Origin of the sequence: Arthrobacter sp. CAN_A2 (genome assembly GCF_015752045.1) — a bacterium.
In the GTDB taxonomy this organism is placed as follows: domain Bacteria; phylum Actinomycetota; class Actinomycetes; order Actinomycetales; family Micrococcaceae; genus Arthrobacter_D.
Window position 1 is genome coordinate 63340 of the sequence record NZ_JADOUS010000010.1, and the last position, 25706, is coordinate 89045.

Annotated in this window: 37 protein-coding genes; 33 read left to right on the forward strand and 4 right to left on the reverse strand. The window is 65.5% G+C overall.

Going from position 1 to position 25706, the window contains the following annotated elements; all coding sequences use genetic code 11:
* Window positions 1-15 precede the first annotated feature (15 nt).
* Together fusA and tuf are read left to right on the forward strand one after the other, a co-directional pair.
* Window positions 16-2130, forward strand: a complete 2115-nt coding sequence (gene fusA / locus IWX63_RS13610; protein ID WP_199278701.1) for an elongation factor G — start codon at window positions 16-18, stop codon at window positions 2128-2130.
* Between the two features lie 205 nt (window positions 2131-2335).
* Entirely contained in the window at window positions 2336-3526 is a 1191-nt protein-coding gene (tuf, locus tag IWX63_RS13615) for an elongation factor Tu (RefSeq protein ID WP_043440601.1), read from the forward strand.
* A 132-nt stretch (window positions 3527-3658) separates the two neighbouring features.
* Here tuf and IWX63_RS13620 read toward each other — a convergent pair whose 3' ends face one another.
* A complete protein-coding gene (locus tag IWX63_RS13620) occupies window positions 3659-4042 on the reverse strand; it encodes a VOC family protein (protein ID WP_199278702.1) in 384 nt (127 codons plus the stop codon).
* Between the two features lie 465 nt (window positions 4043-4507).
* On the opposite strand from IWX63_RS13620, the gene rpsJ reads away from it, so the two are divergent.
* From rpsJ to IWX63_RS13770, 30 genes are all read left to right on the forward strand, one after another.
* A complete protein-coding gene (gene rpsJ / locus IWX63_RS13625) occupies window positions 4508-4816 on the forward strand; it encodes a 30S ribosomal protein S10 (RefSeq protein WP_026531952.1) in 309 nt (102 codons plus the stop codon).
* Between the two features lie 16 nt (window positions 4817-4832).
* Window positions 4833-5489 carry a 50S ribosomal protein L3 gene (gene rplC / locus IWX63_RS13630; protein WP_199278703.1) on the forward strand — a complete coding sequence of 219 codons (657 nt, stop codon included), beginning with the start codon at window positions 4833-4835 and terminating at the stop codon, window positions 5487-5489.
* Window positions 5490-5493: 4 nt separating this feature from the next.
* Window positions 5494-6117, forward strand: coding sequence for a 50S ribosomal protein L4 (rplD, locus tag IWX63_RS13635; RefSeq protein WP_199278704.1), 624 nt, complete (start codon window positions 5494-5496; stop codon window positions 6115-6117).
* Window positions 6114-6419 carry a 50S ribosomal protein L23 gene (gene rplW / locus IWX63_RS13640; protein ID WP_026531955.1) on the forward strand — a complete coding sequence of 102 codons (306 nt, stop codon included), beginning with the start codon at window positions 6114-6116 and terminating at the stop codon, window positions 6417-6419. Before rplD ends, rplW begins: the two co-directional genes overlap by 4 nt.
* Before the next feature lie 31 nt (window positions 6420-6450).
* Window positions 6451-7290: a 50S ribosomal protein L2 gene (rplB, locus tag IWX63_RS13645; RefSeq protein ID WP_199278705.1), complete on the forward strand. Its 840-nt coding sequence runs from the start codon at window positions 6451-6453 to the stop codon at window positions 7288-7290.
* Between the two features lie 12 nt (window positions 7291-7302).
* Window positions 7303-7584 (forward strand): 30S ribosomal protein S19, encoded by a 282-nt coding sequence (gene rpsS, locus IWX63_RS13650; RefSeq protein ID WP_026549122.1) that lies wholly within the window; start codon window positions 7303-7305, stop codon window positions 7582-7584.
* A gap of 37 nt (window positions 7585-7621) precedes the next feature.
* Window positions 7622-7987, forward strand: coding sequence for a 50S ribosomal protein L22 (gene rplV, locus IWX63_RS13655; RefSeq protein WP_199278706.1), 366 nt, complete (start codon window positions 7622-7624; stop codon window positions 7985-7987).
* Entirely contained in the window at window positions 7988-8833 is an 846-nt protein-coding gene (gene rpsC / locus IWX63_RS13660) for a 30S ribosomal protein S3 (protein WP_199278707.1), read from the forward strand.
* Window positions 8834-9250 (forward strand): 50S ribosomal protein L16, encoded by a 417-nt coding sequence (gene rplP / locus IWX63_RS13665; RefSeq protein WP_043440626.1) that lies wholly within the window; start codon window positions 8834-8836, stop codon window positions 9248-9250.
* A 2-nt stretch (window positions 9251-9252) separates the two neighbouring features.
* Entirely contained in the window at window positions 9253-9597 is a 345-nt protein-coding gene (gene rpmC, locus IWX63_RS13670; protein WP_199278708.1) for a 50S ribosomal protein L29, read from the forward strand.
* Window positions 9594-9905, forward strand: coding sequence for a 30S ribosomal protein S17 (gene rpsQ / locus IWX63_RS13675; protein WP_199278709.1), 312 nt, complete (start codon window positions 9594-9596; stop codon window positions 9903-9905). The genes rpmC and rpsQ overlap by 4 nt, the downstream gene beginning before the upstream one ends.
* Before the next feature lie 344 nt (window positions 9906-10249).
* Window positions 10250-10618 (forward strand): 50S ribosomal protein L14, encoded by a 369-nt coding sequence (gene rplN / locus IWX63_RS13680; RefSeq protein ID WP_026549116.1) that lies wholly within the window; start codon window positions 10250-10252, stop codon window positions 10616-10618.
* Between the two features lie 3 nt (window positions 10619-10621).
* Window positions 10622-10996 carry a 50S ribosomal protein L24 gene (rplX, locus tag IWX63_RS13685; protein ID WP_199278710.1) on the forward strand — a complete coding sequence of 125 codons (375 nt, stop codon included), beginning with the start codon at window positions 10622-10624 and terminating at the stop codon, window positions 10994-10996.
* On the forward strand, window positions 10996-11571 hold the full coding sequence (gene rplE / locus IWX63_RS13690) for a 50S ribosomal protein L5 (protein WP_199278711.1): 576 nt from the start codon (window positions 10996-10998) through the stop codon (window positions 11569-11571). The genes rplX and rplE overlap by 1 nt, the downstream gene beginning before the upstream one ends.
* Window positions 11572-11658: 87 nt before the next feature.
* Window positions 11659-12057, forward strand: a complete 399-nt coding sequence (gene rpsH, locus IWX63_RS13695; protein WP_158505077.1) for a 30S ribosomal protein S8 — start codon at window positions 11659-11661, stop codon at window positions 12055-12057.
* Between the two features lie 18 nt (window positions 12058-12075).
* Complete coding sequence (gene rplF / locus IWX63_RS13700) at window positions 12076-12612, forward strand: 50S ribosomal protein L6 (RefSeq protein WP_199278712.1); 537 nt, start codon at window positions 12076-12078, stop codon at window positions 12610-12612.
* 2 nt (window positions 12613-12614) lie between these two features.
* Entirely contained in the window at window positions 12615-12998 is a 384-nt protein-coding gene (gene rplR / locus IWX63_RS13705) for a 50S ribosomal protein L18 (RefSeq protein WP_104166369.1), read from the forward strand.
* Entirely contained in the window at window positions 12995-13741 is a 747-nt protein-coding gene (rpsE, locus tag IWX63_RS13710) for a 30S ribosomal protein S5 (RefSeq protein ID WP_199278713.1), read from the forward strand. The genes rplR and rpsE overlap by 4 nt, the downstream gene beginning before the upstream one ends.
* Window positions 13741-13959 (forward strand): 50S ribosomal protein L30, encoded by a 219-nt coding sequence (rpmD, locus tag IWX63_RS13715; protein WP_199278790.1) that lies wholly within the window; start codon window positions 13741-13743, stop codon window positions 13957-13959. The genes rpsE and rpmD overlap by 1 nt, the downstream gene beginning before the upstream one ends.
* Window positions 13959-14456 (forward strand): 50S ribosomal protein L15, encoded by a 498-nt coding sequence (gene rplO / locus IWX63_RS13720; protein ID WP_334685877.1) that lies wholly within the window; start codon window positions 13959-13961, stop codon window positions 14454-14456. Before rpmD ends, rplO begins: the two co-directional genes overlap by 1 nt.
* Window positions 14457-14680: 224 nt before the next feature.
* Window positions 14681-15991 carry a preprotein translocase subunit SecY gene (gene secY / locus IWX63_RS13725; RefSeq protein WP_199278714.1) on the forward strand — a complete coding sequence of 437 codons (1311 nt, stop codon included), beginning with the start codon at window positions 14681-14683 and terminating at the stop codon, window positions 15989-15991.
* Complete coding sequence (locus IWX63_RS13730; protein ID WP_199278715.1) at window positions 15988-16560, forward strand: adenylate kinase; 573 nt, start codon at window positions 15988-15990, stop codon at window positions 16558-16560. The genes secY and IWX63_RS13730 overlap by 4 nt, the downstream gene beginning before the upstream one ends.
* Window positions 16561-16569: 9 nt before the next feature.
* Complete coding sequence (map, locus tag IWX63_RS13735; protein ID WP_199278716.1) at window positions 16570-17397, forward strand: type I methionyl aminopeptidase; 828 nt, start codon at window positions 16570-16572, stop codon at window positions 17395-17397.
* 275 nt (window positions 17398-17672) lie between these two features.
* Window positions 17673-17894, forward strand: a complete 222-nt coding sequence (gene infA / locus IWX63_RS13740; protein WP_019481515.1) for a translation initiation factor IF-1 — start codon at window positions 17673-17675, stop codon at window positions 17892-17894.
* 21 nt (window positions 17895-17915) lie between these two features.
* A complete protein-coding gene (gene rpmJ, locus IWX63_RS13745) occupies window positions 17916-18029 on the forward strand; it encodes a 50S ribosomal protein L36 (protein ID WP_043440658.1) in 114 nt (37 codons plus the stop codon).
* Between the two features lie 163 nt (window positions 18030-18192).
* A complete protein-coding gene (rpsM, locus tag IWX63_RS13750; protein WP_199278717.1) occupies window positions 18193-18570 on the forward strand; it encodes a 30S ribosomal protein S13 in 378 nt (125 codons plus the stop codon).
* Between the two features lie 148 nt (window positions 18571-18718).
* Window positions 18719-19120, forward strand: a complete 402-nt coding sequence (rpsK, locus tag IWX63_RS13755) for a 30S ribosomal protein S11 (RefSeq protein ID WP_043440662.1) — start codon at window positions 18719-18721, stop codon at window positions 19118-19120.
* 150 nt (window positions 19121-19270) lie between these two features.
* Window positions 19271-20281 carry a DNA-directed RNA polymerase subunit alpha gene (locus IWX63_RS13760; protein ID WP_199278718.1) on the forward strand — a complete coding sequence of 337 codons (1011 nt, stop codon included), beginning with the start codon at window positions 19271-19273 and terminating at the stop codon, window positions 20279-20281.
* A gap of 66 nt (window positions 20282-20347) precedes the next feature.
* Window positions 20348-20947, forward strand: a complete 600-nt coding sequence (rplQ, locus tag IWX63_RS13765; protein WP_199278719.1) for a 50S ribosomal protein L17 — start codon at window positions 20348-20350, stop codon at window positions 20945-20947.
* A 22-nt stretch (window positions 20948-20969) separates the two neighbouring features.
* Window positions 20970-21962: a tRNA pseudouridine synthase A gene (locus IWX63_RS13770; RefSeq protein WP_199278720.1), complete on the forward strand. Its 993-nt coding sequence runs from the start codon at window positions 20970-20972 to the stop codon at window positions 21960-21962.
* On the opposite strand, the gene IWX63_RS13775 is transcribed toward IWX63_RS13770, so the two are convergent.
* Window positions 21959-22582 (reverse strand): prepilin peptidase, encoded by a 624-nt coding sequence (locus IWX63_RS13775; RefSeq protein ID WP_199278721.1) that lies wholly within the window; start codon window positions 22580-22582, stop codon window positions 21959-21961. The two genes, IWX63_RS13770 and IWX63_RS13775, sit on opposite strands and share 4 nt — an antisense overlap.
* Complete coding sequence (locus tag IWX63_RS13780; protein WP_199278722.1) at window positions 22583-24268, reverse strand: sensor histidine kinase; 1686 nt, start codon at window positions 24266-24268, stop codon at window positions 22583-22585. It abuts the gene before it with no gap.
* Between the two features lie 196 nt (window positions 24269-24464).
* Between IWX63_RS13780 and IWX63_RS13785 the strand changes: the two genes are divergently transcribed.
* Entirely contained in the window at window positions 24465-25247 is a 783-nt protein-coding gene (locus tag IWX63_RS13785) for a response regulator transcription factor (protein ID WP_199278723.1), read from the forward strand.
* 71 nt (window positions 25248-25318) lie between these two features.
* On the opposite strand, the gene IWX63_RS13790 is transcribed toward IWX63_RS13785, so the two are convergent.
* On the reverse strand, window positions 25319-25696 hold the full coding sequence (locus IWX63_RS13790) for an Hpt domain-containing protein (RefSeq protein WP_199278724.1): 378 nt from the start codon (window positions 25694-25696) through the stop codon (window positions 25319-25321).
* Window positions 25697-25706: the final 10 nt, after the last annotated feature.

Below are 25706 nucleotides of genomic sequence, written 5' to 3' on the forward strand. Positions count from 1 at the left end.
ATTAAGGGAGACACCGTGGCACAGGACGTGCTTACCGACCTCAACAAGGTCCGCAACATCGGCATCATGGCCCACATCGATGCCGGCAAGACCACTACTACCGAGCGCATCCTGTTCTACACGGGTGTCAACCACAAGATCGGCGAGACGCACGACGGCGCCTCCACCACCGATTGGATGGAACAGGAGAAGGAGCGCGGCATCACCATCACGTCCGCGGCGGTCACCTGCTTCTGGGAGAACAACCAGATCAACATCATCGACACCCCCGGGCACGTCGACTTCACCGTCGAGGTGGAGCGCTCCCTGCGCGTCCTCGACGGCGCCGTCGCCGTGTTCGACGGCAAGGAGGGCGTCGAGCCCCAGTCGGAGACTGTCTGGCGCCAGGCCGACAAATACGAAGTGCCCCGCATCTGCTTCGTCAACAAGATGGACAAGCTCGGTGCGGACTTCTACTTCACCGTCGACACCATCATCAGCCGCCTGGGCGCCAAGCCCCTCGTGCTGCAGCTCCCGATCGGTGCCGAGAACGATTTCGTCGGCGTCGTCGACCTGCTCTACATGCGTGCACTCGTCTGGCCCGGCGACTCCAAGGGTGACGTCACCATGGGTGCGAAGTACGAGATCCAGGAGATCCCGGCCGACCTCAAGGAGAAGGCCGAGGAGTACCGCGCGAAGCTCGTCGAGACCGTCGCCGAGTCCTCCGACGAGCTCATGGGCAAGTACCTCGAGGGCGAAGAGATCTCCGTCGACGAGCTCAAGGCCGGCATCCGCAAGATGACGATCAACTCCGAGCTCTACCCGATCCTCTGCGGCTCCGCGTTCAAGAACCGCGGTGTCCAGCCGATGCTCGACGCGGTCATCGACTACCTGCCCTCGCCCCTCGACGTCCCCCCGATGATCGGTCACGATCCCCGGAACGAAGAGGTCGAGCTCACGCGCAAGCCGAGCACCGAGGAGCCCTTCTCGGCCCTCGCGTTCAAGGTCGCTACGCACCCGTTCTTCGGTCAGCTGACGTTCATCCGCGTGTACTCCGGGCATGTGACGGCCGGTACCCAGCTGGTGAACTCGACGAAGAGCAAGAAGGAGCGCATCGGCAAGCTGTTCCAGATGCACGCCAACAAGGAGATCCCCGTCGAAGAGGCTTCGGCAGGGCACATCTACGCGGCGATCGGTCTGAAGGACACCACGACCGGCGACACCCTCTCCGACTCGGCGAACCAGATCGTGCTCGAGTCCATGAGCTTCCCCGCACCCGTGATCTCGGTGGCCATCGAGCCGAAGACCAAGGGTGACCAGGAGAAGCTGTCCACGGCCATCCAGAAGCTCTCGGCCGAGGACCCCACGTTCCAGGTCTCCCTGAACGAGGACACCGGCCAGACGATCATCGCCGGCATGGGCGAGCTCCACCTGGACATCCTGGTGGACCGCATGCGCCGCGAGTTCCGCGTGGAAGCGAACGTGGGCAAGCCCCAGGTCGCCTACCGCGAGACCATCCGCAGCAAGGTCGCCAAGCACGACTACACCCACAAGAAGCAGACGGGTGGCTCCGGCCAGTTCGCGAAGATCCAGATCGCGATCGAGCCGATGGAGGTCGAGGACGGTGTCCTGTACGCCTTCGACAACAAGGTCACCGGCGGCCGCGTGCCCCGCGAGTACATCCCGAGTGTCGACGCCGGCATCCAGGATGCGCTGAACGACGGCGTGCTCGCCGGCTACCCGGTGGTCGGCATCAAGGCGACCCTGCTCGACGGCGCCTACCACGACGTCGACTCCTCGGAAATGGCGTTCAAGATCGCCGGCCGGATGGCTTTCAAGGAAGCCGCACGCATGGCGAAGCCCGTGCTGCTCGAACCGCTCATGGAGGTGGAGGTCCGGACCCCTGAGGAATACATGGGTGAAGTGATCGGTGACCTCAACTCCCGCCGCGGTCAGATGCAGTCCATGGAGGACGCCAGCGGCGTCAAGGTGATCACCGCCCATGTGCCCCTCTCGGGCATGTTCGGCTACATCGGTGACCTCCGGTCGAAGACCCAGGGCCGCGCCGTGTACTCCATGAAGTTCGACAGCTACTCCGAGGTCCCGAAGGCAGTCGCCGACGAGATCATCCAGAAGACGCGCGGCGAGTAGACCCCTCCCGGCAACGGGATCACGGGGGAGCGGAGGCGGCCTGTCCCAGGGCCGGCCGCCCCGCCCCTCCTGCCGCCTGACCACCAGGTCCGGCGGTGCAGAGCAATTTCATCAAAACCAAAAGCCCCCAGTAGACTTGCATGAGTTTCAGCCGCGACAAGCGCGGCTGGGAAGCAATTCTTCTCAAACGTTCTAGGAGGAACCCGTGGCGAAGGCAAAGTTCGAGCGGACTAAGCCGCACGTTAACATCGGCACCATCGGTCACGTTGACCATGGAAAGACGACGTTGACGGCTGCCATTTCCAAGGTGCTGTACGACAAGTACCCCACTCTCAACGAGCAGCGTGACTTCGCGTCGATCGACTCGGCTCCCGAGGAGAAGCAGCGCGGCATCACGATCAACATCTCGCACGTCGAGTACCAGACCGAGAAGCGCCACTACGCACACGTAGACGCCCCCGGTCACGCCGACTACATCAAGAACATGATCACCGGTGCGGCCCAGATGGACGGGGCAATCCTCGTCGTCGCAGCCACCGATGGTCCGATGGCCCAGACGCGTGAGCACGTGCTGCTCGCCCGCCAGGTCGGCGTCCCCTACCTGCTGGTCGCGCTGAACAAGTCCGACATGGTCGACGACGAAGAGCTCCTCGACCTCGTGGAGATGGAAGTCCGTGAGCTGCTCAGCTCGCAGGGCTTCGACGGCGACGAGGCTCCTGTCGTCCGCGTCTCCGGCCTCAAGGCTCTCGAAGGCGACCCCGAGTGGGTCAAGTCCGTCGAGGACCTCATGGAAGCCGTCGACAACAACGTCCCGGATCCCATCCGCGACAAGGACAAGCCGTTCCTCATGCCCGTCGAGGACGTCTTCACGATCACCGGTCGTGGAACCGTCGTCACGGGTCGCGCCGAGCGCGGAACCCTCGCCATCAACTCCGAGGTCGAGATCGTCGGCATCCGTCCGGTCCAGAAGACCACGGTCACCGGTATCGAGATGTTCCACAAGCAGCTCGACGAGGCCTGGGCCGGCGAGAACTGTGGTCTGCTGCTCCGCGGCATCAAGCGCGAAGACGTAGAGCGTGGCCAGGTCATCGTGAAGCCGGGTTCGATCACCCCTCACACCGACTTCGAGGCCAACGTCTACATCCTGGCCAAGGACGAGGGCGGGCGTCACAACCCGTTCTACTCGAACTACCGCCCGCAGTTCTACTTCCGCACCACGGACGTGACCGGCGTCATCACCCTCCCCGAGGGCACCGAGATGGTCATGCCCGGCGACAACACCGAGATGACCGTCGCGCTCATCCAGCCGATCGCCATGGAAGACGGCCTCGGCTTCGCGATCCGCGAAGGCGGCCGCACCGTTGGTTCGGGACGAGTCACCAAGATCCTGAAGTAGTCCACCGACTGCCTGAGTGATCCCCGGAAGGGCCCCGCTGCTTCGGCAGCGGGGCCCTTCTGTCATCGGGGCCGGGCGGGGGAGTGCCGGCCCTGGTATCCGGCCGGGGACCGCCCCGGCCGCGACCCGTCCTCAGGTCATCAGCTGGTGGAGGCAGAGGATGTTCCCCTCCGTGTCGGTGAACCAGGCCGCCTTCATCGCGTCGTTCTCGAGTACGTGGTCCACGGTCTTCAGGCCGGGGAGGTCGTAGTCCTCGAAGCGGACCCCCTGGGACTCCAGGGACCTCAGCTCCGACGTGATGTCCTCCACCTCGAAGCTCAGTTCCGTGTTGCCGGTCGGGCCGCTCTCCGGTTTGAGCATCAGCTCGATCCCCTGATGGCCGTCACTGCTGAAGAGGAAAGACCCCTCGTCCAGGAACCCTGCGGGGGTGAGGCCGAGCGATTTCTCGTAGAAACCTCGCGCACGGTCCATGTCTCTCACGGGCAGGATCGTCGTCGCCTTGCTGGTACTGAGCATGGCTGATCTCCTTTCGTACGGAGTTTAATGCCGGCTCCCCGGTTTTGACCCGCCGTTGTCTACCTGTTCCTGTACCACGGGCGGAGCGCCGGATGCCCACGATTGGCGTATCCGTGCCCTCTCTGCGACACTAGATAAGTTGTTCAAGCGCTTGCGCGTGCGGTCAGAGGCCCATCCCGGTCAGGATAATGCCTGATGCGGGGATCGAGTCCGCCGTCGTGCGCAGCCCAAATATAATCCACCCCGTCCGGCTCGTCCGGGGTCAGCGGAGCGTGTGTGTCCAGACTGTGTGTTTCTTCTACACAGCGCGACACGCCCGAGCGCGGGGGTCGGAGCCCGGCAGGGTGAGGAACCCGGATCCATCCGGATTCAGTCTGTTCGGGAGGCGCCGCACAACGGGCGCAGGAAATGTACGTACGTACCGGAACTGCCCAGGCAGTTATGTAGAGAGAGAGTCGAGACGCCATGGCGGGACAAAAAATCCGCATCCGGCTGAAGTCATATGACCACGAGGTCATCGATGTTTCAGCACGGAAGATCGTTGAGACGGTGACGCGCGCAGGCGCGACGGTTGTGGGCCCCGTGCCCCTGCCCACGGAGAAGAACGTTTTCGTTGTCATCCGGTCCCCGCACAAGTACAAGGACAGCCGTGAGCACTTTGAAATGCGTACTCACAAGCGTCTGATCGACATCATTGATCCCACGCCCAAGGCCGTTGATTCGCTGATGCGTCTCGACCTGCCTGCGGACGTGAACATCGAAATCAAGCTGTAGGGGAGGGCGGATACATATGTCTACTTCACTTACGCGCCAGGTCAAGGGCCTGCTGGGCATCAAGCTCGGCATGACCCAGGTCTGGGATGAGAACAACATCCTCATCCCCGTCACCGTCGTCCAGGCAGACTCGAACGTCATCACCCAGCTGCTGAGCGAGGACAAGGACGGCTACACCGCCGTCCAGATCGGCTTCGGCCAGATCGATCCCCGCAAGGTCACCAAGCCGCTCGCAGGCCACTTCGAGAAGGCCGGCGTCACGCCGCGTCGTCATGTCGTCGAACTGCGCACCTCCGACGCCGATTCCTACGCGCTCGGCCAGGAACTCTCCGTCGAGATGTTCGAAGCCGGCCAGACGGTCGACGTCATCGGCACCACCAAGGGCAAGGGCTTCGCCGGTGTCATGAAGCGCCATGGCTTCCACGGCGTGGGTGCCTCGCACGGTGCCCACAAGAACCACCGCAAGCCCGGTTCCATCGGTGGAGCATCCACCCCCAGCCGCGTCTTCCGTGGAATGAAAATGGCAGGCCGCATGGGCGCCGTTCGTCAGACCACGCTGAACCTCAGGGTTCACGCTGTCGACGCCGAGAAGTCGCTGCTGCTGATCAAGGGTGCCGTCCCCGGCGCCCGCGGCCAGGTCGTCCTCGTACGCACCGCCGTGAAGGGAGCATAGCCAAATGGCTGCCAACACTGTAAAGGTCGATCTCCCCGCGGAGATCTTCGACGCACAGACCAACGTGCCGTTGCTGCACCAGGTCGTCGTCGCCCAGCTTGCTGCCGCCCGCCAGGGTACGCACAAGACCAAGACCCGCGCCGAGGTCAGTGGCGCAGGCCGCAAGCCGTTCAAGCAGAAGGGAACCGGTCGTGCCCGCCAGGGTTCGATCCGCGCCCCCCACATGACCGGTGGTGGCGTCGTCCACGGGCCCACGCCCCGCGACTACAGCCAGCGCACCCCCAAGAAGATGAAGGCCGCCGCCCTGCGCGGAGCCCTCTCCGACCGGGCACGCAACGGCCGCATCCACGTCCTCGAATCCCTGGTCGCCGGCGGCAAGCCGTCCACCAAGGGCGCGATCGACACCCTGCGCGCGATCTCCGAGCGGCCCCGCCTGCTCGTGATCATCGAGCGTGCCAACGACGTCGCAGCACTCTCGGTGCGCAACGTGCCCCAGGTACACGTCCTCTACGTAGACCAGCTCAACACGTACGACGTGCTGGTCGCCGACGACGTCATCTTCACCAAGGCCGCCTACGACCAGTTCGTCGGATCGGCTGATGTCATCACCGAGGAGGATGCCACGTGAGCGGCACCATCGCAAAGGATCCGCGCGACGTCGTCATTGCACCCGTCGTCTCGGAGAAGAGCTACGGACTGATCGACGAAGGCAAGTACACCTTCCTGGTCGACCCGCGCTCGAACAAGGAAGAAATCAAACTGGCGGTCGAGAAGATCTTCTCCGTGAAGGTCGACTCCATCAACACCATCAACCGGGTTGGCAAGCGCAAGCGCACCAAGTTCGGATGGGGCCAGCGCAAGGGCACCAAGCGTGCCATCGTGTCCCTCAAAGAGGGCTCGATCGACATCTTCGGCGGTCCGCTCTCCTAGAGCGGAGACCACTTTAACGAGGAATTGAGTTATGGGAATCCGTAAATACAAGCCGACAACCCCGGGCCGTCGTGGCTCGAGCGTTGCCGACTTCGCTGAAATCACACGGTCGACGCCGGAAAAGTCGTTGGTCCGTCCGCTTCCCAAGAAGGGTGGACGTAACAACACCGGTAAGATCACGACCCGCCACAAAGGTGGTGGACACAAGCGTCAGTACCGCCTGATCGACTTCCGCCGCCACGACAAGGACGGCGTCGACGCCCGCGTTGCCGAGATCGAATACGATCCCAACCGCACCGCGCGCATCGCCCTCCTGCACTACGTCGACGGCACCAAGCGCTACATCATCGCGCCGAACAAGCTCAAGCAGGGCGACTTCGTCGAGGCCGGAGCCGGGGCCGACATCAAGCCCGGCAACAACCTGCCGCTGCGCAACATCCCCGTGGGTACCGTCATCCACGCCGTCGAGCTCCGTCCAGGCGGCGGCGCGAAGATGGCACGCTCCGCCGGTGCGTCGGTACAGCTCGTCGCCAAGGAAGGCCGCTTCGCCCAGCTGCGACTGCCCTCCGGTGAGATCCGCAACGTCGACGTCCGCTGCCGCGCGACGGTCGGCGAGGTCGGCAACGCCGAGCAGTCGAACATCAACTGGGGCAAGGCCGGCCGCAGCCGCTGGAAGGGCATCCGCCCGACCGTCCGTGGTGTCGCCATGAACCCGGTCGACCACCCGCACGGTGGTGGCGAGGGCAAGACCTCCGGTGGACGCCACCCGGTCAACCCCAACGGCAAGGCCGAAGGCCGCACCCGTCGCCCCAACAAAGAGAGCGACTCACTCATCGTGCGTCGCCGTCGTTCCGGCAAGAACAAGCGATAGGAGCCTGGAGACATGCCACGCAGCCTGAAGAAAGGCCCCTTCGTCGACCAGCACCTGTACGTAAAGGTCGCTCGCGAGAACGAATCGGGTACGAAGAACGTCATCAAGACGTGGTCCCGCCGCTCCATGATCGTCCCCGACATGCTCGGGCACACGATCGCGGTACACGACGGGCGCAAGCACATCCCGGTGTTTGTCACCGAGTCGATGGTCGGGCACAAGCTCGGCGAATTCGCTCCCACGCGGACTTTCCGCGGCCATGTTAAGGACGACCGCAAGGGCAAGCGCCGCTAGGCGCTGCTCTTACGGCTAAGACGAGAGAAGGAAAGCAATGGAAGCCAAGGCTATTGCGCGTCATATCCGCGTAACGCCTATGAAGGCCCGGCGCGTCGTCAACCTTGTTCGTGGTAAGCAGGCGAATGAGGCTCTGGCTATTCTGAAGTTTGCCCCACAGGTTGCTTCAGAGCCGGTATTCAAGGTGGTTCAGTCAGCGATGGCCAACGCCCGCGTCCGCGCGGACCGGGATGGCGTCGCCTTCGACGAGGACAACCTCATCATCACCGAAGCATTTGTTGATGAAGGCCCCACGATGAAGCGGTTCCGTCCGCGAGCCCAGGGCCGCGCGTTCCGCATCAACAAGCGGACCAGCCACATCACGGTTGTCGTCGCTACCCCTGAGAAAGTGGAGGTCCGCTAAGTGGGACAGAAAGTAAACCCGCACGGGTTCCGACTCGGCATCACCACCGACCACCGGTCACACTGGTTCGCCGACAGCAACAAGCCGGGCCAGCGCTACCGTGACTTCGTCCGCGAAGACATCAAGATCCGCCAGCTGATGTCGACCGGCATGGACCGCGCCGGCATCGCCAAGGTCGAGATCGAGCGCACCCGGGACCGCGTCCGCGTGGACATCCACACGGCACGCCCCGGTATCGTCATCGGTCGCCGTGGGGCAGAAGCGGACCGCATCCGCGGCGAGCTCGAGAAGCTCACGGGCAAGCAGGTCCAGCTGAACATCCTCGAGGTCAAGAACCCCGAGATCGAGGCACAGCTTGTCGCCCAGGGCATCGCCGAGCAGCTCTCCTCCCGCGTGGCGTTCCGCCGCGCGATGAAGAAGGCCATGCAGTCCGCACAGCGTGCCGGCGCCAAGGGCATCCGTGTCCAGTGCTCCGGTCGCCTGGGTGGCGCCGAGATGAGCCGTTCGGAGTTCTACCGCGAGGGACGCGTTCCCCTGCACACGCTCCGCGCGAACATCGACTACGGCTTCTTCGAAGCGAAGACCACCTTCGGCCGCATCGGCGTGAAGGTCTGGATCTACAAGGGTGACATCACGGCGAAGGAACTCGCAGCCCAGGCTGCAGCAGCTCCTTCCCGCGGCCGTGGCGGAGACCGTCCGGGCCGTGGCCCCGCCGGCGCCGACCGCGGTGGCGACCGTGGAGGCGACCGTCGTCGTCGTGCCCCTGAGCGCGCCGAGGGCCAGGGTGCGTCAGCACCCGCCGAGACCGCCGCAGCCCCCGCTGCGACTGAAGGAGGACAGGCCTAAATGCTTATCCCACGTCGAGTCAGGTTCCGTAAGCAGCACCACCCGGGTCGCTCGGGCGCTGCTACGGGCGGTACCGAGGTCAGCTTCGGTGAGTGGGGTATCCAGGCTCTGAGCCCGGCATACGTCACCAACCGGCAGATCGAGTCCGCTCGTATCGCCATGACCCGCCACATCAAGCGTGGCGGCAAGGTCTGGATCAACATCTATCCGGACCGCCCGTTGACCAAGAAGCCCGCCGAGACCCGCATGGGTTCCGGTAAGGGTTCGCCCGAGTGGTGGGTGGCCAACGTCAAGCCGGGACGGGTTCTCTTCGAACTGTCCGGCGTTTCCGAAGAGGTAGCCCGCGAAGCCCTGCGCCTCGCGATCCACAAGCTGCCGTTGAAGGCACGCATCGTGCGTCGTGAGGGTGGTGAATAGTTATGGCTCTGGGTTCAAAGGAACTGGCAACAGACCAGCTGGACGGCTTCGATAAGGACCGTCTGGTGGAAGAACTGCGCAAGGCCAAGGAGGAGCTGTTCAACCTCCGTTTCCAGTCGGCCACCGGCCAGCTCGAAAGCCACGGTCGCCTTCGTTCGGTCAAGCGCGACATCGCACGCATCTACACGGTGCTGCGCGAGCGTGAACTGGGCATTCGTCCCGAGGTCGTCGCTCCCGTCGAGGAAGCGAAGCCCGCGAAGGCGGACAAGCCCAAGAAAGCCAAGAAGGCCTCCGCGAAGGATGCACCTTCCGCGGACACCGAGGCTTCTGAGGAGGACGCCAAATGAGTGAGCAGCAGAGCGAAACGACCGTAGGAACCGAGAAGGCCGTCCACGACGCCGACTCGCGCGGGTACCGCAAGGTACGCCGTGGCTACGTCGTCTCCGACAAGATGGAAAAGACGATCGTCGTCGAGGTCGAGGACCGCGTCAAGCACCCGCTGTACGGCAAGGTGCTCCGCCGCAGCTCCAAGGTCAAGGCGCACGACGAGCAGAACAGCGCCGGCATCGGCGACATGGTCATGATCAGTGAGACCCGTCCGCTGTCCGCCACCAAGCGGTGGCGCCTGGTGGAGATCATCGAGAAGGCCAAGTAACACCCGCAGTACATAGGGTCCGGCGCAACCGGACCCGCCCTGGATGCCCCGGACGCGATTTCGTGTCCGGGGCATCTTCGCGATACCATGAGAATCTTGTCTGTCTGGTGGGCTGGCGCATGCCCTCACAAGGTCTCCTCACGGGTTTCCCCCGGGGGTTGCCTTCACACCGGGCAAATAGGCAAAAGCCCGATAATCTTGTTCGCCAGAATCCACCGTGCTGAAGTCCCGGCGTGGTCGCGCGCCTCCGGGTGCGCACCTGGCGAGTACCAGTATTACGGGGCCCACCCATATCCGTTCCGCAAGGCTCGATGAGAGAACCGGCGCGACGACAGGAGTAATCAGTGATTCAGCAGGAATCGCGGCTAAAGATCGCCGACAACACGGGGGCCAAGGAAATCTTGACCATCCGCGTCCTCGGTGGATCCGGGCGCCGCTACGCAGGCATCGGCGACGTCATCGTCGCCACCGTCAAGGACGCCATCCCCGGTGGCAACGTCAAGAAGGGCGACGTCGTCAAGGCGGTCATCGTCCGCACCAAGAAGGAACGCCGCCGCGCGGACGGTTCCTACATCAAGTTCGATGAGAACGCAGCAGTGATCCTGAAGAACGACGGCGACCCTCGCGGTACCCGTATCTTCGGCCCTGTCGGTCGCGAGCTCCGCGACAAGCGTTTCATGAAGATCATCTCGCTGGCGCCGGAGGTGCTGTAGTCCATGGCACAGAGAATCAAGCTCAAGATCAAGAAGGGTGACCTCGTCCAGGTCATCACCGGGGGCAAGCAGGAGCGCGGCGGGGACCGCGGCAAGCAGGGCAAGGTCCTCAAGGTGTTCCCCGAGTCCAACCGCGTTCTCGTGGAAGGCATCAACCGGGTCACCAAGCACACCAAGGTCGGGCAGTCGCAGCGCGGCACCACGACCGGTGGCATCGAAGTCGTCGAGGCGCCCGTGCACATCAGCAACGTGGCCGTCGTCGATCCCGAGACCAAGAAGCCGACCCGCGTCGGATTCCGCACCGAGACCGTCGAACGTGACGGCCGCGAGCGCGTAGTCCGCATCCGGGTCGCCAAGTCATCAGGGAAGGATCTGTAATGACTGTCGAAACCACAGAAGCCAAGGTTCTTCCCCGCCTGAAGGCGCGCTATGCGTCCGAGATCAAGGGTGGGCTGCAGGAAGAGTTCGGCTACGCCAACGTGAACCAGGTCCCGCGCCTGGTGAAGGTCGTCGTCAACATGGGTGTCGGTGACGCCGCCAAGGACTCCAAGCTGATCGACGGAGCCGTCAAGGACCTCACCGCGATCACGGGCCAGAAGCCCCAGGTCACCAAGGCCCGCAAGTCCATCGCGCAGTTCAAGCTCCGCGAAGGAATGCCCATCGGCGCCCACGCCACGCTCCGTGGCGATCGCATGTGGGAATTCACGGACCGCCTGGTCTCCCTCGCCCTGCCCCGTATCCGCGACTTCCGCGGACTCAACGGCAAGCAGTTCGACGGTAACGGCAACTACACGTTCGGCCTCACGGAGCAGTCCATGTTCCACGAGATCGACCAGGACCGGATCGACCGTGTCCGCGGTATGGACATCACCGTCGTCACCACCGCCAAGACCGACGCCGAGGGCCGCGCGCTCCTCAAGGCACTTGGCTTCCCGTTCAAATCCGAAGATTAATCTAACTACGTTGCAGGTCCGCTCCAGTCGTCGCCCCGCGTGCCGACCGGACTCCGGAAACCGTTTCGAGGAAGGGCAAGAGCCCACATGACAATGACAGATCCTGTCGCAGACATGCTCACGCGTCTGCGCAATGCAAACTCGGCATACCACGACACCGTGTCCATGCCGTACAGCAAGTTGAAGGCCCGCGTCGCGGACATCCTGAAGGCCGAGGGCTACATCGCCGGCTGGAAGGAAGAGGAAGCGGAGGTCGGCAAGAAGCTGACCATCGACCTCAAGTTCGGACCGGACCGCCAGCGTTCAATCGCCGGCATCCGCCGTATCTCCAAGCCGGGCCTGCGCGTGTACGCGAAGTCCACGAACCTGCCCCACGTGCTTGGCGGCCTCGGTATCGCCATCCTGTCCACGTCCTCCGGTCTGCTCACCGACCGCCAGGCATCCAAGAAGGGTGTAGGTGGGGAAGTCCTCGCCTACGTCTGGTAACGGGAAAGGGAAAGAAACATGTCACGTATTGGACGTCTCCCCATCACCGTTCCCGCTGGTGTCGAGGTCAATGTCAGCGGTCAAGAGGTCTCCGTGAAGGGCCCGAAGGGCGAGCTGAGCCACACGGTTCCCAGCCCTATCGAGGTCTCCCTCGCTGAGGGGACCCTCACGGTCGGTCGCCCGAACGACGAGCGCGAATCGCGTTCGCTGCACGGCCTGACCCGTACCCTGGTCTCCAACATGATCATCGGAGTCACCGAGGGCTACAAGAAGAACCTCGAGATCGTGGGCACGGGTTACCGTGTCCAGGCCAAGGGCAGCGACCTGGAGTTCGCTCTGGGTTACAGCCACCCGGTAGCCGTCAAGGCTCCCGAGGGCATCACGCTCACCGTCGACAGCCCCACCAAGCTCTCGGTCGCTGGCATCAACAAGCAGCAGGTCGGCGAGGTCGCTGCAACCATCCGCAAGCTGCGCAAGCCCGACCCGTACAAGGGCAAGGGCATCCGCTACGCAGGCGAGATCATCCGCCGCAAGGTCGGAAAGGCTGGTAAGTAACCATGGGTCTGAGCATCAACAAGAAGCGCAGCTCGAAGAGCAAGGCCGCCTCGCGCGGACGCCGCCACCTCCGGGTACGCAAGCGCGTATCGGGCACGGCTGTCCGTCCCCGCCTGGTCGTCAACCGTTCGGCCCGCCACGTATTCGTGCAGGTCGTCGACGACACCAGGGGCGTGACCGTAGCATCAGCCTCCACCCTCGAAGCGGACCTCCGTGCATTCGACGGTGACAAGACCGCCAAGGCGAAGCGCGTCGGCGAACTCGTCGCAGAGCGTGCCATGGCCGTCGGCGTCGAGGCAGTCGTCTTCGACCGCGGCGGCAACAAGTACCACGGTCGCGTTGCAGCAATCGCAGACGGCGCACGTGAAGGTGGGCTGGCACTGTGACCGAGGAGAACAAGGCAAAGGAAGCCCCATTGAATACGGCTACAGAGCAGCCCGCGGCCGAAGCGACTGCAGCTGCAGGCGCAACTGAGACCGCGTCGGCTGACGCGAACCGTGGAAACGCGCGCGGCAACGCCCGCGGCGGCGAGCGTGGCGGTAACGCCCGCGGCGGCGAGCGTGGCGGTAACTCCCGCGGCGGTCGCGACGGCGGGCGCAACGACGACAAGGACAAGTTCATCGAACGCGTCGTCACCATCAACCGTGTCGCCAAGGTCGTCAAGGGCGGCCGCCGCTTCAGCTTCACCGCCCTCGTGGTGGTCGGCGACGGCAACGGCATGGTCGGCGTCGGCTACGGAAAGGCGAAGGAAGTCCCTTCGGCGATCCAGAAGGCCGTCGAGGAAGCCAAGAAGACGATGTTCCGCGTTCCGCGCATCGGTGGCACCGTCCCGCACCTCGTGCAGGGTGAGGCAGCCGCAGGCGTCGTCCTTCTTCGTCCCGCCTCCCCGGGTACCGGCGTCATCGCCGGCGGTCCGGTGCGTGCGGTCCTTGAATGCGTCGGTATCCACGACGTCCTCTCGAAGTCGCTCGGTTCCGCGAACGCCATCAACATCGTCCACGCGACCGTTGATGCGCTCAAGCGCCTCGAGGAGCCCCAGGCAGTCGCGGCACGCCGTGGCCTGCCCCTCGACGAGGTCGCATCCCACCAGATGCTGCGCGCAATCGCAGCTCAGAAGGCAGGTGCGTGATGACCGCGATCACTCCGAAGAAGGTGCGCGTGAGCTCGGCGAAGCTCTCGATCACCCAGATCAAGTCCGCCATCGGCGGCAGGCAGAACCAGCGCGACACGCTGCGGTCGCTCGGTCTGAAGCGGATCGGCCACACCGTGGTCCGTGAAGCCGATGCCGTCACCGTTGGCATGATCAACACGGTTCCGCACCTCTTGAAGGTTGAGGAGGCCAACTAATGGCAGACGAGAACATCGCGGCTCCGGCCGCAACCGAGGCAAAAGCAGAGCGTGTCCACGCCCTGAAGGTCCACCACCTGCGTCCCGCACCCGGCGCCAAGACGGCGAAGACCCGTGTTGGCCGTGGTGAGGGTTCCAAGGGTAAGACCGCGGGCCGTGGTACCAAGGGAACTGCAGCGCGCTACCAGGTGAAGGCAGGATTTGCCGGCGGCCAGCTGCCGCTGCACATGCGCCTTCCGAAGCTGCGCGGCTTCAAGAACCCGTTCCGCGTCGAGTTCCAGGTCGTGAACCTGGACAAGCTCTCCGAGCTCTACCCCGATGGCGGCGACGTCACGGTGGAGAGCCTGGTGGCAAACGGCGCCGTCCGTAAGAACCAGCCCGTCAAGGTGCTGGGGACCGGCGACATCACCGTGGCCGTCAACGTCTCGGCTGACGCCTTCTCCGCATCCGCTGCAGAGAAGATCGCAGCCGCGGGCGGGACCGTCACCGAACTGTAGGCCGCCCGCCGACCCCTCCCCAGGTGCTGCCTGGGAGGGTCGGCTGTGATCCACGGCATCAAGGAACTAGACTTCTGGTGGGCAGGGCTGGATCAGCCCACCAGGAGTCTTTTTTCGGCTTACGCCACCCACCACCGGCGGGAACTCCCGCACCCATGACCAACCGTTAGACTCGGTTGTTGTGTACGGTCCGCGACAGGACCAACAGACCTTCAGGAGGACGCTTGCTAAGCGCTATTGGCCGGGCATTCCGGACGCCAGACTTGCGTCGCAAGCTGTTGTTCACGCTGGGAATCATCACCATCTTCCGGCTCGGGGCCTTCATCCCCGCCCCGGGCGTCGACTACGGCAACGTCCAGGAGTGCCTGGCCCTCGGTAACACCGAGGGAGGTCTGTACCAGTTCGTGAACCTCTTCAGCGGCGGAGCGCTGCTCCAGGTCTCGATCTTCGCCCTGGGCATCATGCCCTACATCACCGCGAGCATCATCACGCAGCTCCTCCGTGTGGTCATCCCCCGCTTCCAGGAGCTCCACCAGGAAGGCGCGCAGGGCCAGTCACAGCTGACCCAGTACACGCGCTACCTGACGATCGCGCTCGGTCTCCTCAACGCGACCACCCTCGTGTCCCTCGCCCGTTCGGGCGCACTGCTCGGCAACTGCCCGGTGCCCATCATCCCGGACGACTCCCTGATCACCATCCTGCTGCTGATCCTCACGCTCACCGCGGGAACCGGCCTCATCATGTGGATGGGCGAGCTCATCACCGAGCGCGGCGTCGGCAACGGCATGTCGCTGCTCATCTTCACCGCGATCGCCGCCGGCTTCCCCACCTCGCTCGGCGAGATCCTCCGCACCCAGGGTGCGATGGTCTTCGCGTTCGTCCTGGCGATGGGCGTCGTCGTCGTCGCCCTCGTGATCTTCGTCGAGCAGTCGCAGCGCCGCATCCCGGTCCAGTACGCGAAGCGCATGGTCGGCCGCCGCACCCTCGGCGGCAGCAGCACGTACATCCCGATCAAGGTCAACATGGCCGGCGTCATCCCCGTGATCTTCGCGTCCTCGATGCTGTACCTGCCCAGCCTGATCGCCCAGTTCAACACCCCCCAGGACGGCACTGCGCCGGCCGCATGGGTCAACTGGATCTCCACCTACCTGACCAGCGGCGACCACCCGCTGTACATGGCGATGTACTTCCTGCTGATCGTCTTCTTCACCTACTTCTACGTCGCCATCACCTTCAACCCGGACGAGGTGTCCGAGAACATGAAGAAGTACGGCGGCTTCATCCCCGGCATCCGGGCCGGACGCCCTACGGCGGAGTACCTGCAGTACGTGCTGTCGCGGATCACGCTCCCCGGCGCCATCTACCTCGGACTCGTGGCGCTGATCCCGCTGATCGCCCTCGTGGCCATCGGCGCCAACCAGAACTTCCCGTTCGGCGGCACCTCGATCCTGATCATGGTGGGTGTGGGCCTCGAGACGGTGAAGCAGATCGACGCTCAGCTCCAGCAGCGTCACTACGAAGGGTTGTTGCGATGACGAGAATGCTGATCATCGGTCCCCCCGGATCGGGCAAGGGAACACAGGCCGCACGGATCTCCGAGCGCCTCGGCGTCGTGGCCATCTCGACGGGTGACATCTTCCGTGACAACGTCAGGCGTGAGACGCCCCTCGGCGTGGAGGCCAAGAAGTTCATGGACGCCGGCGACTTCGTTCCCGACAGCGTCACGAACAGCATGGTCCGTGACCGGCTCGCCGCCGACGACGTCCAGGAGGGATTCCTCCTCGACGGCTATCCGCGGACGGCGTCCCAGGTCGCCGAGCTGGACGACATCCTGCGCGAGAACGACCTCGCACTGGACGTGGTGCTCCAGCTCACCGCCGACGACGAGGAGCTCGTGAAGCGTCTCCTCGGCCGGGCCGAGCTCGACGGCCGATCGGACGACAACGAGCAGGTCATCCGTCACCGTCTCGGGTTGTACCACGATCAGACCGAGGCTGTCGTGTCACGCTACGACGAGCGCGGGATAGTCACCCGGGTGGACGGCATCGGGTCGATCGACGCCGTCACCGAACGCGTCATGACAGCCCTCAAAGTCGCAAGCTAGGACGCCCCGATGTTCGGCCAGCCCAAGGTCGAGTACAAGACCACCGAGCAGATGCTCATCATGCGCGACGCCGGACTGGTGCTCGCGAAAGCGCTCGACCGCACGGTCGCCGCGGCCACCGTCGGCGTGACGACCGCCCAGCTGAACGCAGTCTTCGAGGAGGTCCTCCGCGAGGAGGGCGCCACTTCGAACTTCCTCGGCTATCACGGTTTCCCGGCGAGCATCTGCACCTCGGTCAACGCGGAGGTGGTCCACGGCATCCCCGGGGACTACGCCCTTCAGGACGGGGACATCCTCTCGATCGACGGCGGCGCCGTCGTCCGCGGGTGGCACTCCGATTCCGCCCGCACCGTCGTCGTGGGCACACCGCGGCCCGAGGACGTGCGACTCTCCGAGGTGACCGAGGAGGCGATGTGGCGGGGCATCGCTGCCCTGGCCTCCGCCCGGTTCGTCGGGGACATCGGTGCAGCGATCGACGACTACGTCTCCTCCGTCCCCGGCCCGGCACTCGGGATCCTCGAGGACTACGTGGGACATGGCATCGGCACGCAGATGCACCAGGCGCCGGACGTCCTGAATTTCCGCAGCACCAACCGCGGCCCGAAGGTCCGGCCCGGGCTGTGCCTGGCGATCGAGCCGATGCTCGTCCAGGGCGGACTGGAGACAGCGGTGCTCGACGACGACTGGACGGTCGTCACCACGGACGGCAAGAGGGCGTCGCAGTGGGAGCACAGCGTCGCCGTCCATGACGGCGGCATCTGGGTTCTCTCGGCACCGGATGGGGGAGCGTCCCGACTCCAGCCGCTCGGCGTCACGCCGGCGCCCCTCGGCGGATGACCGCCGCCGGCCCCTAGACGCAGCATCGACATCGAAGGTCCCGCACTCGTGTGCGGGACCTTCGTCCGTCCGGCTGCCGGCCGTCATGGTCCTCGAACGATTTAACTATCGCGAGGCCGTAGCGTATCGTTGTCTGTTGGTTGTCTCTGCTTTTCATGCCCAATGGGCTGTGGAGACCTGCCCGTCAGCGGAGCCTCGGCTTCCGTGGGGTCAGACAATCAAAACCCTAAACCCGCCCGCCACGCAAGTGGTGGGCACAGACGTTAGCGGAGGATATGGCCAAGAAAGACGGTGTCATTGAGATTGAAGGCACTGTGAACGAGGCGCTCCCCAACGCGATGTTCCGCGTTGAGTTGGCCAACGGTCACATTGTTCTCGCCCACATCTCGGGAAAGATGCGCCAGCACTACATTCGAATCCTTCCTGAGGACCGGGTCGTAGTGGAACTCAGCCCGTACGACCTCACCCGGGGCCGTATTGTCTACCGCTACAAATAAGAATCAACTCGAAGGAAAACCATGAAGGTCAACCCGAGCGTGAAGCGGATTTGCGAGAAGTGCCAGGTGGTTCGCCGCAAGGGCAATGTTCTCGTCATCTGCGAGAACCCGCGCCACAAGCAGCGCCAGGGCTGAGAACCTCTTCCCGAGGCTCTTCCCCGCGCGTAGCAGTACATTCAACGGCAGAACAGCACCCCTTGCGGGTGTACACCCCCGGCTCGGAGGCCGGGGACCGGAGCATCAGTTCCGGGGACGTTCTGCTCCACACCTCCGGCAACACCAAAGGAGCACCGCCACTATGGCACGTCTCGCTGGCGTAGACATCCCCCGCGAAAAGCGGGTAGTCATCGCGCTTACCTATATCTACGGCGTGGGCAAGACCCGTGCAGAGAAGACGATCGTGGACACGGGCATCTCCCCGAACACGCGCGTCAAGGACCTCTCCGACCTCGAGCTGGTCCAGCTCCGCGACTACATCGAAGGCAACTTCAAGGTCGAGGGTGACCTCCGCCGTGAGGTCGCAGCCGATATCCGCCGCAAGGTCGAGATCGGCAGCTACGAAGGCATTCGGCACCGCCGCGGCCTTCCCGTACGTGGACAGCGTACGAAGACGAACGCCCGTACCCGCAAGGGCCCGAAGCGTACGGTCGCAGGCAAGAAGAAGGTCGGACGCTAGTCCCTAATGGCACCCTGACCTGACTCGCTAGCGCTCGCCCGGCCAGGGAACCCCGCCATCAGGGGCCCATCCGCTCGTTGATCGTTTTCAACCAGTGGCACCGATCAGCTGATCACATGCTTTACCCAATACCTTCGTAGGAGAAGTCATGCCCCCCAAGACTCGTGGAGCGGTGCGTAAGCCGCGTCGCAAGGACAAGAAGAACATCACCCTCGGCCAGGCGCACATCAAGAGCACCTTCAACAACACCATCGTGTCGATCACGGATCCCAGTGGAGCAGTCATCTCCTGGGCCTCCGCCGGTGAGGTCGGTTTCAAGGGCTCGCGCAAGTCCACGCCGTTCGCGGCGCAGATGGCGGCCGAGGCCGCTGCCAAGCGTGCACAGGAACACGGCGTCAAGAAGGTCGACGTCTTCGTGAAGGGCCCGGGCTCGGGCCGCGAGACCGCGATCCGCTCGCTCCAGGCCACCGGCCTGGAGGTCGGCTCCATCTCGGACGTCACCCCGAGCGCGCACAACGGCTGCCGTCCGCCCAAGCGCCGCCGCGTCTAATCTGTTTCCCCGGTCACCGTGCCGCCTTGCAGGAACCCAGGTTCCGGCAGGGCGGTTCGGTGCCGTTCCAGCAGCTATTGAGCCGGCCGACCAGCAGTCCCGCCCATTTGGAAGCGTCATATAGCGGATGCTTCCCGAAAGGAAATGTAAGTGCTTATTGCACAGCGCCCCACCCTGACTGAAGAAGTAGTCGCCGACAACCGCTCGCGGTTCGTCATCGAGCCGCTCGAGCCCGGCTTCGGCTACACCCTCGGCAACTCGCTCCGCCGCACGCTCCTGTCCTCGATCCCCGGTGCCGCGGTAACCAGCATCCGCATCGACGGCGTCCTGCACGAATTCACCACGGTCCCCGGGGTGAAGGAGGATGTCACCGAGATCATCCTGAACATCAAGAACCTCGCCGTCTCCTCGGAGCACGACGAGCCCGTGGTCGCCTACCTGCGCAAGCAGGGACCCGGCGTCGTCACCGCTGCGGACATCGCGCCCCCTGCCGGCGTCGAGTTCCACAACCCGGACCTCCACATCGCCACCCTCAATTCGAAGGGCAAGTTCGAGCTCGAACTGACCATCGAGCGTGGACGCGGTTACGTGTCGGCTTCGCAGAACAAGTCCGGCGACTCGGAGATCGGCCGCATCCCGGTCGACTCCATCTACTCGCCCGTCCTCAAGGTGACCTTCCGCGTGGAAGCCACCCGCGTGGAGCAGCGCACCGACTTCGACAAGCTGATCGTCGACGTCGAGACGAAGGACGCCATCGCCCCGCGCGACGCCGTCGCTTCCGCCGGCACCACCCTGGTGGAGCTGTTCGGTCTCGCCCGCGAGCTGAACACCGCCGCCGAGGGTATCGAGATCGGCCCGTCGCCGACGGACGCAGCGCTTGCTGCGGACATGGCGCTGCCGATCGAGGACCTCGAACTGACGGTCCGCTCGTACAACTGCCTCAAGCGCGAGGGCATCCACTCCGTGGGTGAACTCGTTGCACGCTCCGAGGCCGACCTCATGGACATCCGCAACTTCGGTGCGAAGTCCATCGACGAGGTCAAGGCGAAGCTCGTCGAGCTCGGTCTGTCCCTGAAGGATTCCCCTCCAGGCTTCGACCTTGCCGCCCGTGCCGCAGCCATCGAAGAGGACGACACCCCCTTCGGCGACGAAGAGGTCTAACACGCTATCTGTCCGCCCACCGCTCGTCCGAGCGGCGGGACGGACACCTAATGAGGAGAAAGAATCATGCCCACACCTACAAAGGGCCCACGCCTCGGAGGCGGTCCGGCGCACGAACGCCTGATGCTCGCCAACCTGGCCGCCTCACTGTTCGAGCACAAGCGGATCACCACCACGGTGACCAAGGCCAAGCGCCTTCGCCCCTACGCGGAGCGTCTCATCACGTTCGCGAAAAAGGGCGATCTCGCGTCGCGTCGTCGTGTCCTCGGTGTCATCAGCAGCAAGAGCATCGTCCACGAGCTGTTCACGGACATCGCACCCGCTGTCGCCAACCGCGAGGGCGGCTACACCCGCATCACCAAGATCGGCAACCGCAAGGGCGACAACGCTCCCATGGCGGTCATCGAACTCGTGCTGGAGCCCATGTCGGCGAAGCAGTCCGTCGTCGCCGAGGCCGAGCGGGCGGCGTCGGCCCCCGCCGCAGCAGCGCCCGTCGCAGGGTCCGTCGACTCGCCCGAGTCCGCTGACTCCGTGGATTCGGCGGAGTCCGCCGAATCAGCAGCGTCCGCCGAAGAGGTCGCCGCCGAGGACACCACCATCGATGCCGAAGCCGGCACCGATGAGGTCGTCGTCGTCGAAGGCGCCGTGGAGGACGAGAAGAAGTAATTCTTCCCGTCCGACGCACGCCATGACATCCCAGGAGCCCGCCGTCCCCCCGAGGGACGGCGGGCTCTTGCGTGTCCGGCTCGATCTCGCCTACGACGGCGCCCTGTTCTCCGGCTGGGCCCTGCAGCCCGGACTCACGACCGTCCAGGGGGTGCTGGAGGATGCCCTCTTCACGCTCCTGCGCCGACAGACACGCCTCACGGTGGGTGGGCGCACCGACGCCGGAGTCCATGCACGGGGTCAGGTGGCCCACGTGGACCTCACGCAGGCCGAATGGGAGTCCATGGCCCGGGGCCGGGAGATCGACCCGTCGGAGGCGTTCCTGCGGCGGCTGACCGGCACCGTCAACCGCGTGCTCACCGAGGGGATCACCGGGCGCAGCCGGTCCGTCAGGAACGCGGTGCCCGCCGTCGTCGTCCGCTCGGCCACCCCGGCGCCCGCGGGATTCGACGCACGGTTCTCGGCCCTCTGGCGCCGCTACAGCTACGCCATCGCGGATGCGGCGAGCGGACAGGACCCGCTGCGCCGCCACACCACGCTCTGGTACCCCGCTCGCCTCGACGTCGCCCTGCTCAACGAAGGGGCCGCGCATCTCCTGGGGATGCAGGATTTCGCAGCCTTCTGCAAGCCGCGCGAGGGTGCCACGACGATCCGTGAACTGCAGCGCTACGAGTTCGCGCGAGGCCAGGACGGCGTCATCACGGCGACCGTGCAGGCGGACGCCTTCTGCCACAACATGGTGCGTGCGCTGATCGGATCGACCCTGCGCGTCGGGTCCGGCGAGATGCCTCCGATCTGGCTCGCCGAGCGGCTGGCCGCACGCCTCAAGGACGCCCGATCCATCCTGGCCGCGCCGCATCCGCTCGTGCTCGAGGAGATCGCCTACCCGGGCAGCGACGAGCTCGGGGAGCGGGCCGGCCTCACCCGCGCACGGCGTCACGCCGGACACCTCGCCCGCTCCGGAGCACCCGGGGCCGACGCCGCACCCGACGTCGACGACGAGCGGTCCGGTTAGGCCAGGAGGACGAAGCTCGCGAACGCGGCGAGCAGCATGCCTGGGCCGAAGGGGAAGGTCGATCCGCGTGAACCACGGCGGAAGAGCAGCACCGCGAGCCCGCCCAGGCCCCCGAGCAGGAACCCGCCGAGGAGCGTGGCCAGCCAGGCGGAGGCTCCCGCCCAGCCTCCGAAGAGACCGAGCACGGCAGCGAGCTTCACGTCGCCCATCCCCATCCCCGCAGGGTTGACGAGCGCGAGGACGAAGTAGACCGCGAACAGCGCCGTTGCTCCTGCTGCGGCGCCGAGCAGGCCGCCCCACTGGCCGCTGGCGCCCGCCGCTAAAAGCAGCAGGGGGATGGTCGCCGCCGTGAAGCGCACGAGCACGGCGTTGGGCAGCAGCTTCGACCGGAGGTCGATGGCACTGAGGAGCGCGCCGAAGGCTGCGAGGCAGGCCACGAGCGGAAGCGTCCACCAGTCTGCCGTGACAGCGCTGCCCGCGCCTGCCAGGACACCTGCGAGCAGTGCGAGGGGCAGCCGCGCCCGCTCCGGCAGGACGGTCCGGGGATCCCTGCCGGCAAGGGCGAACAGCGCATATGCGAGGGCGGCGGTCGCCAGGGCCGTGGCGACGGCAGCACCCACCTAGACGGAGCCTTCCAGGGCGGCGCCCGGCGCACGGCGCACGTCCCCGTTGACCGGCAGCGTCACCGTGAAGCGGCTTCCCTTCCCGGGGGAGCTCGTGCAGTGGATCGAGCCGCCGTGGCTCTCGACGATCGACTTGGTGATGGCCAGTCCCAGCCCCGCGCCGTCGATGTCCGCGCGGCGGGCGGCCGGCGTCCGGTAGAAGCGGGAGAACACCTGGCCGGCCTCCTGTTCGGTCATGCCCATGCCGCGGTCGTCGACGTGGAGGCTGATCTCGGACTCGGTCTCCTCCGCGCGGATGATCACGAGGCCACCCTCGGGGGAGTACTTGATGGCGTTGGACAGCAGGTTGTCGAGCACCTGGGAGATCCGCAGAGGATCGATGAGCGTCCAGAGCGGGCTGATGGTGTCGGTCCTGAGCCGCACACCGTTCTTCTGCGCGCGCAGCCGGTTGGAGCGGACACTCATCTCGATCACGGCCGAGAGGTCCACGGGGCGCGGATGCACCCGGACGCGGTCGCCCGCCGTGGACAGCAGGTCCGCGACCAGGTGGAGCACGCGCTCGGCGTTGCGTCCCGCGACGTCCACATAGCCCCTGAGGTGCGGCGGCAGGGGGGGGTCGTCCTCGAGGACGAGTTCGAGGTAGCCCAGCACCGACGTCAGGGGGGCGTGGAACTCGTGGGAGATGCTCGAGATGAACGTATCCTTCGCGGTCACCGCCTCGACCAGTTCCGTGACGTCGCTGCAGGCGACCAGGGCGCCGGCGATACCGCCGTCGTCGTTCTTGATGGGCCGCGCGGCCGTCGAGAGTGCACGTTGTGCGTCACCCTCGCCGACCCAGACGAGCTGGTCCGCGAATGTCTCACCGGTGAGCGCGCGATGCACGGGCCGCCGGTCCGGGGACAGCGGCGTGACGCGGTCTGGTCCGAAGACGAGTGTGTCGGGCTCGTCGTGGTGGTCGGACGAGAGCCGGTTGAACAGCTCCTGCTGCCGGTTCGTCAGCGTCGTGTTGCCGTGGGCGTCGACGGCGGTGAGTCCGACGTCGACCGTGTTCAGGATCGCGGTCAGGACGCGCTCGCGATCGATGGCGGCTTCCAGGAGGTCGTTGAGTTCCCGGTCCTTCCGCTCGATCTCGGCTTCTCGGGCCTCCGCGCCGGCGCTCATGACATGGATGACGGCACCGATGCAGAGCATCACGATGGGCAGGAGCAGGACGCCCGCGTAGGAGGGCAGGAGCGTCGGATCGAAGGAGCGCAGGAGCGGCCACGCGGTGATGAGCAGGGAACCACCCACGGTGCAGGCGAGGCCCGCCCAGGTGGGCAGCGGGGAACGCATGAGCCAGAGGGCGGGGAAGACGGCGAGGACGCCGAGAGCGGGCTGGATCTCCATGGCACCGGTCCGGAGCAGGGCGATCGCCACGAAGTCGAGGACCGGGATGGCGAGCACGGTCCCGCGCGGCAGCTCGTTCCACGGGACGACGACGCACAGGGCCAGCAGGACGAGGATCAGCGAGAAGCCCAGCTCGTACGTGGGGTCGGACATCAGTCCCGGTCGGAGGACCGGGGCCGTGACGGACAGGACGACGACGATCAGGGTGAGGGGGATCTGGCACAGCATCCCCGCGCCGCCGATGGACATCTTCGCTGCTGCTGCCGGCAGCCACGACGCACTGGAACCCCTAGCCATGCACGATCCAGGAAACGGGAGAATTCCACATTCTGAATGACTTTCCGACGCTGAGACCTACGTACTGCCCTCATTATGTCGCCATCCCCGCGTTTTGCACGCCCATCCGCCGCATTTCGTGCAGACGGGCGGGCAGAATGGAATTCATGACGAGTCGAACGGGCATCACCGCAGGTCGGATGGGGGCTGATACCGCATGAGCGATCCGGGAGTGGCAGTCGTCATCGAGGACGACGCCGATGTACGGAACCTGGTAGGGGCAGTGCTTCGGCAATCGGGCTTCGACGTCCATGTGGCGCCGAACGGACGGGCCGGCGTCGAACTGGTGCGGACGCACGACGCCACAGTGGTGACGGTCGACGTCGGGCTGCCCGACATCGACGGCTACGAGGTGCTGCGGCGCATCCGTGGATTCAGCAACTGCTACGTGGTGATGCTGACCTCCAGGGGCGACGAGCTGGACACCCTCACCGCGCTGCAGTCGGGCGCCGACGACTACCTGACGAAGCCCTTCCGCCCGCGGGAGCTGCGTGCGCGGATCGCGGCGATGCTGCGGCGCCCACGCGCGGTCCCGGAGCCGGTTGCCGAGGGTCCCGGTCCGACGTCGTCGGCGCCGTCCGCCGCACCCGCGCCGGCCGGCGGGGCGTCGCCGGTGTTCGAGCACAACGGGCTGGCCCTGAACGCGTCCGCGCGCACCGTGGAGGTCGACGGACGAGACCTCCCGCTGACGCGCAGCGAGTTCGACCTGCTCAGCGAGATGCTGAAGAGCAGCGGAGCGGTGAGGACGAAGGCCGACCTGGTACGGGTTGTCCGGGGCGACTACTACGGCGAGGACACGTACATCAGCGATTCGGACGAGCGGGCGATCGAGGTGCATATCGGCAACCTCCGACGGAAACTCGACGAGGATCCGAAGAATCCGCGCTGGCTGCAGACCGTCCGCGGCGTCGGCTACCGGCTGACCTCGGTGCGCGCCTGACGTGGTCCCTGCTTGACGTGATCCGTGCTTGACGGGCTCCGCTCTCAGCGCTGTCGGCTTATGCTGCGTGCTCAGGCTGGAGCGAGATAGCGGGCTTCGAGCTCGTTGATCGTGTCCAGGCCACACCGTTCGATGCCGGAGAGAGCGCGGCGTGCGGCGTCGAGATCGGCCGAAGCCACGGCTGCCTCGAAGATCGCGGCGAGGGCCGCCAGACGCCCGGCGCCGACCATGGTCGAGGAATTGCGGAGGCTCAGCGCGGCCTCGAGGGCCGACGGCAGGTCCTGGTCGGCGACCGAGCGCGCGAGCCGGAGGTAGCGGTCGGCGAAGGCCGTGATGTAGTCGCGGGCGAAGGCCCGGGCGGGCCGGGGGTCACCCAGCTGCTGCTCGAGGTGGGACAGGACCGTGAGGTCCACGAGCGGCAGGACGTTCGGGGCAGCGTTCGGAGGCACAGTCCTACCC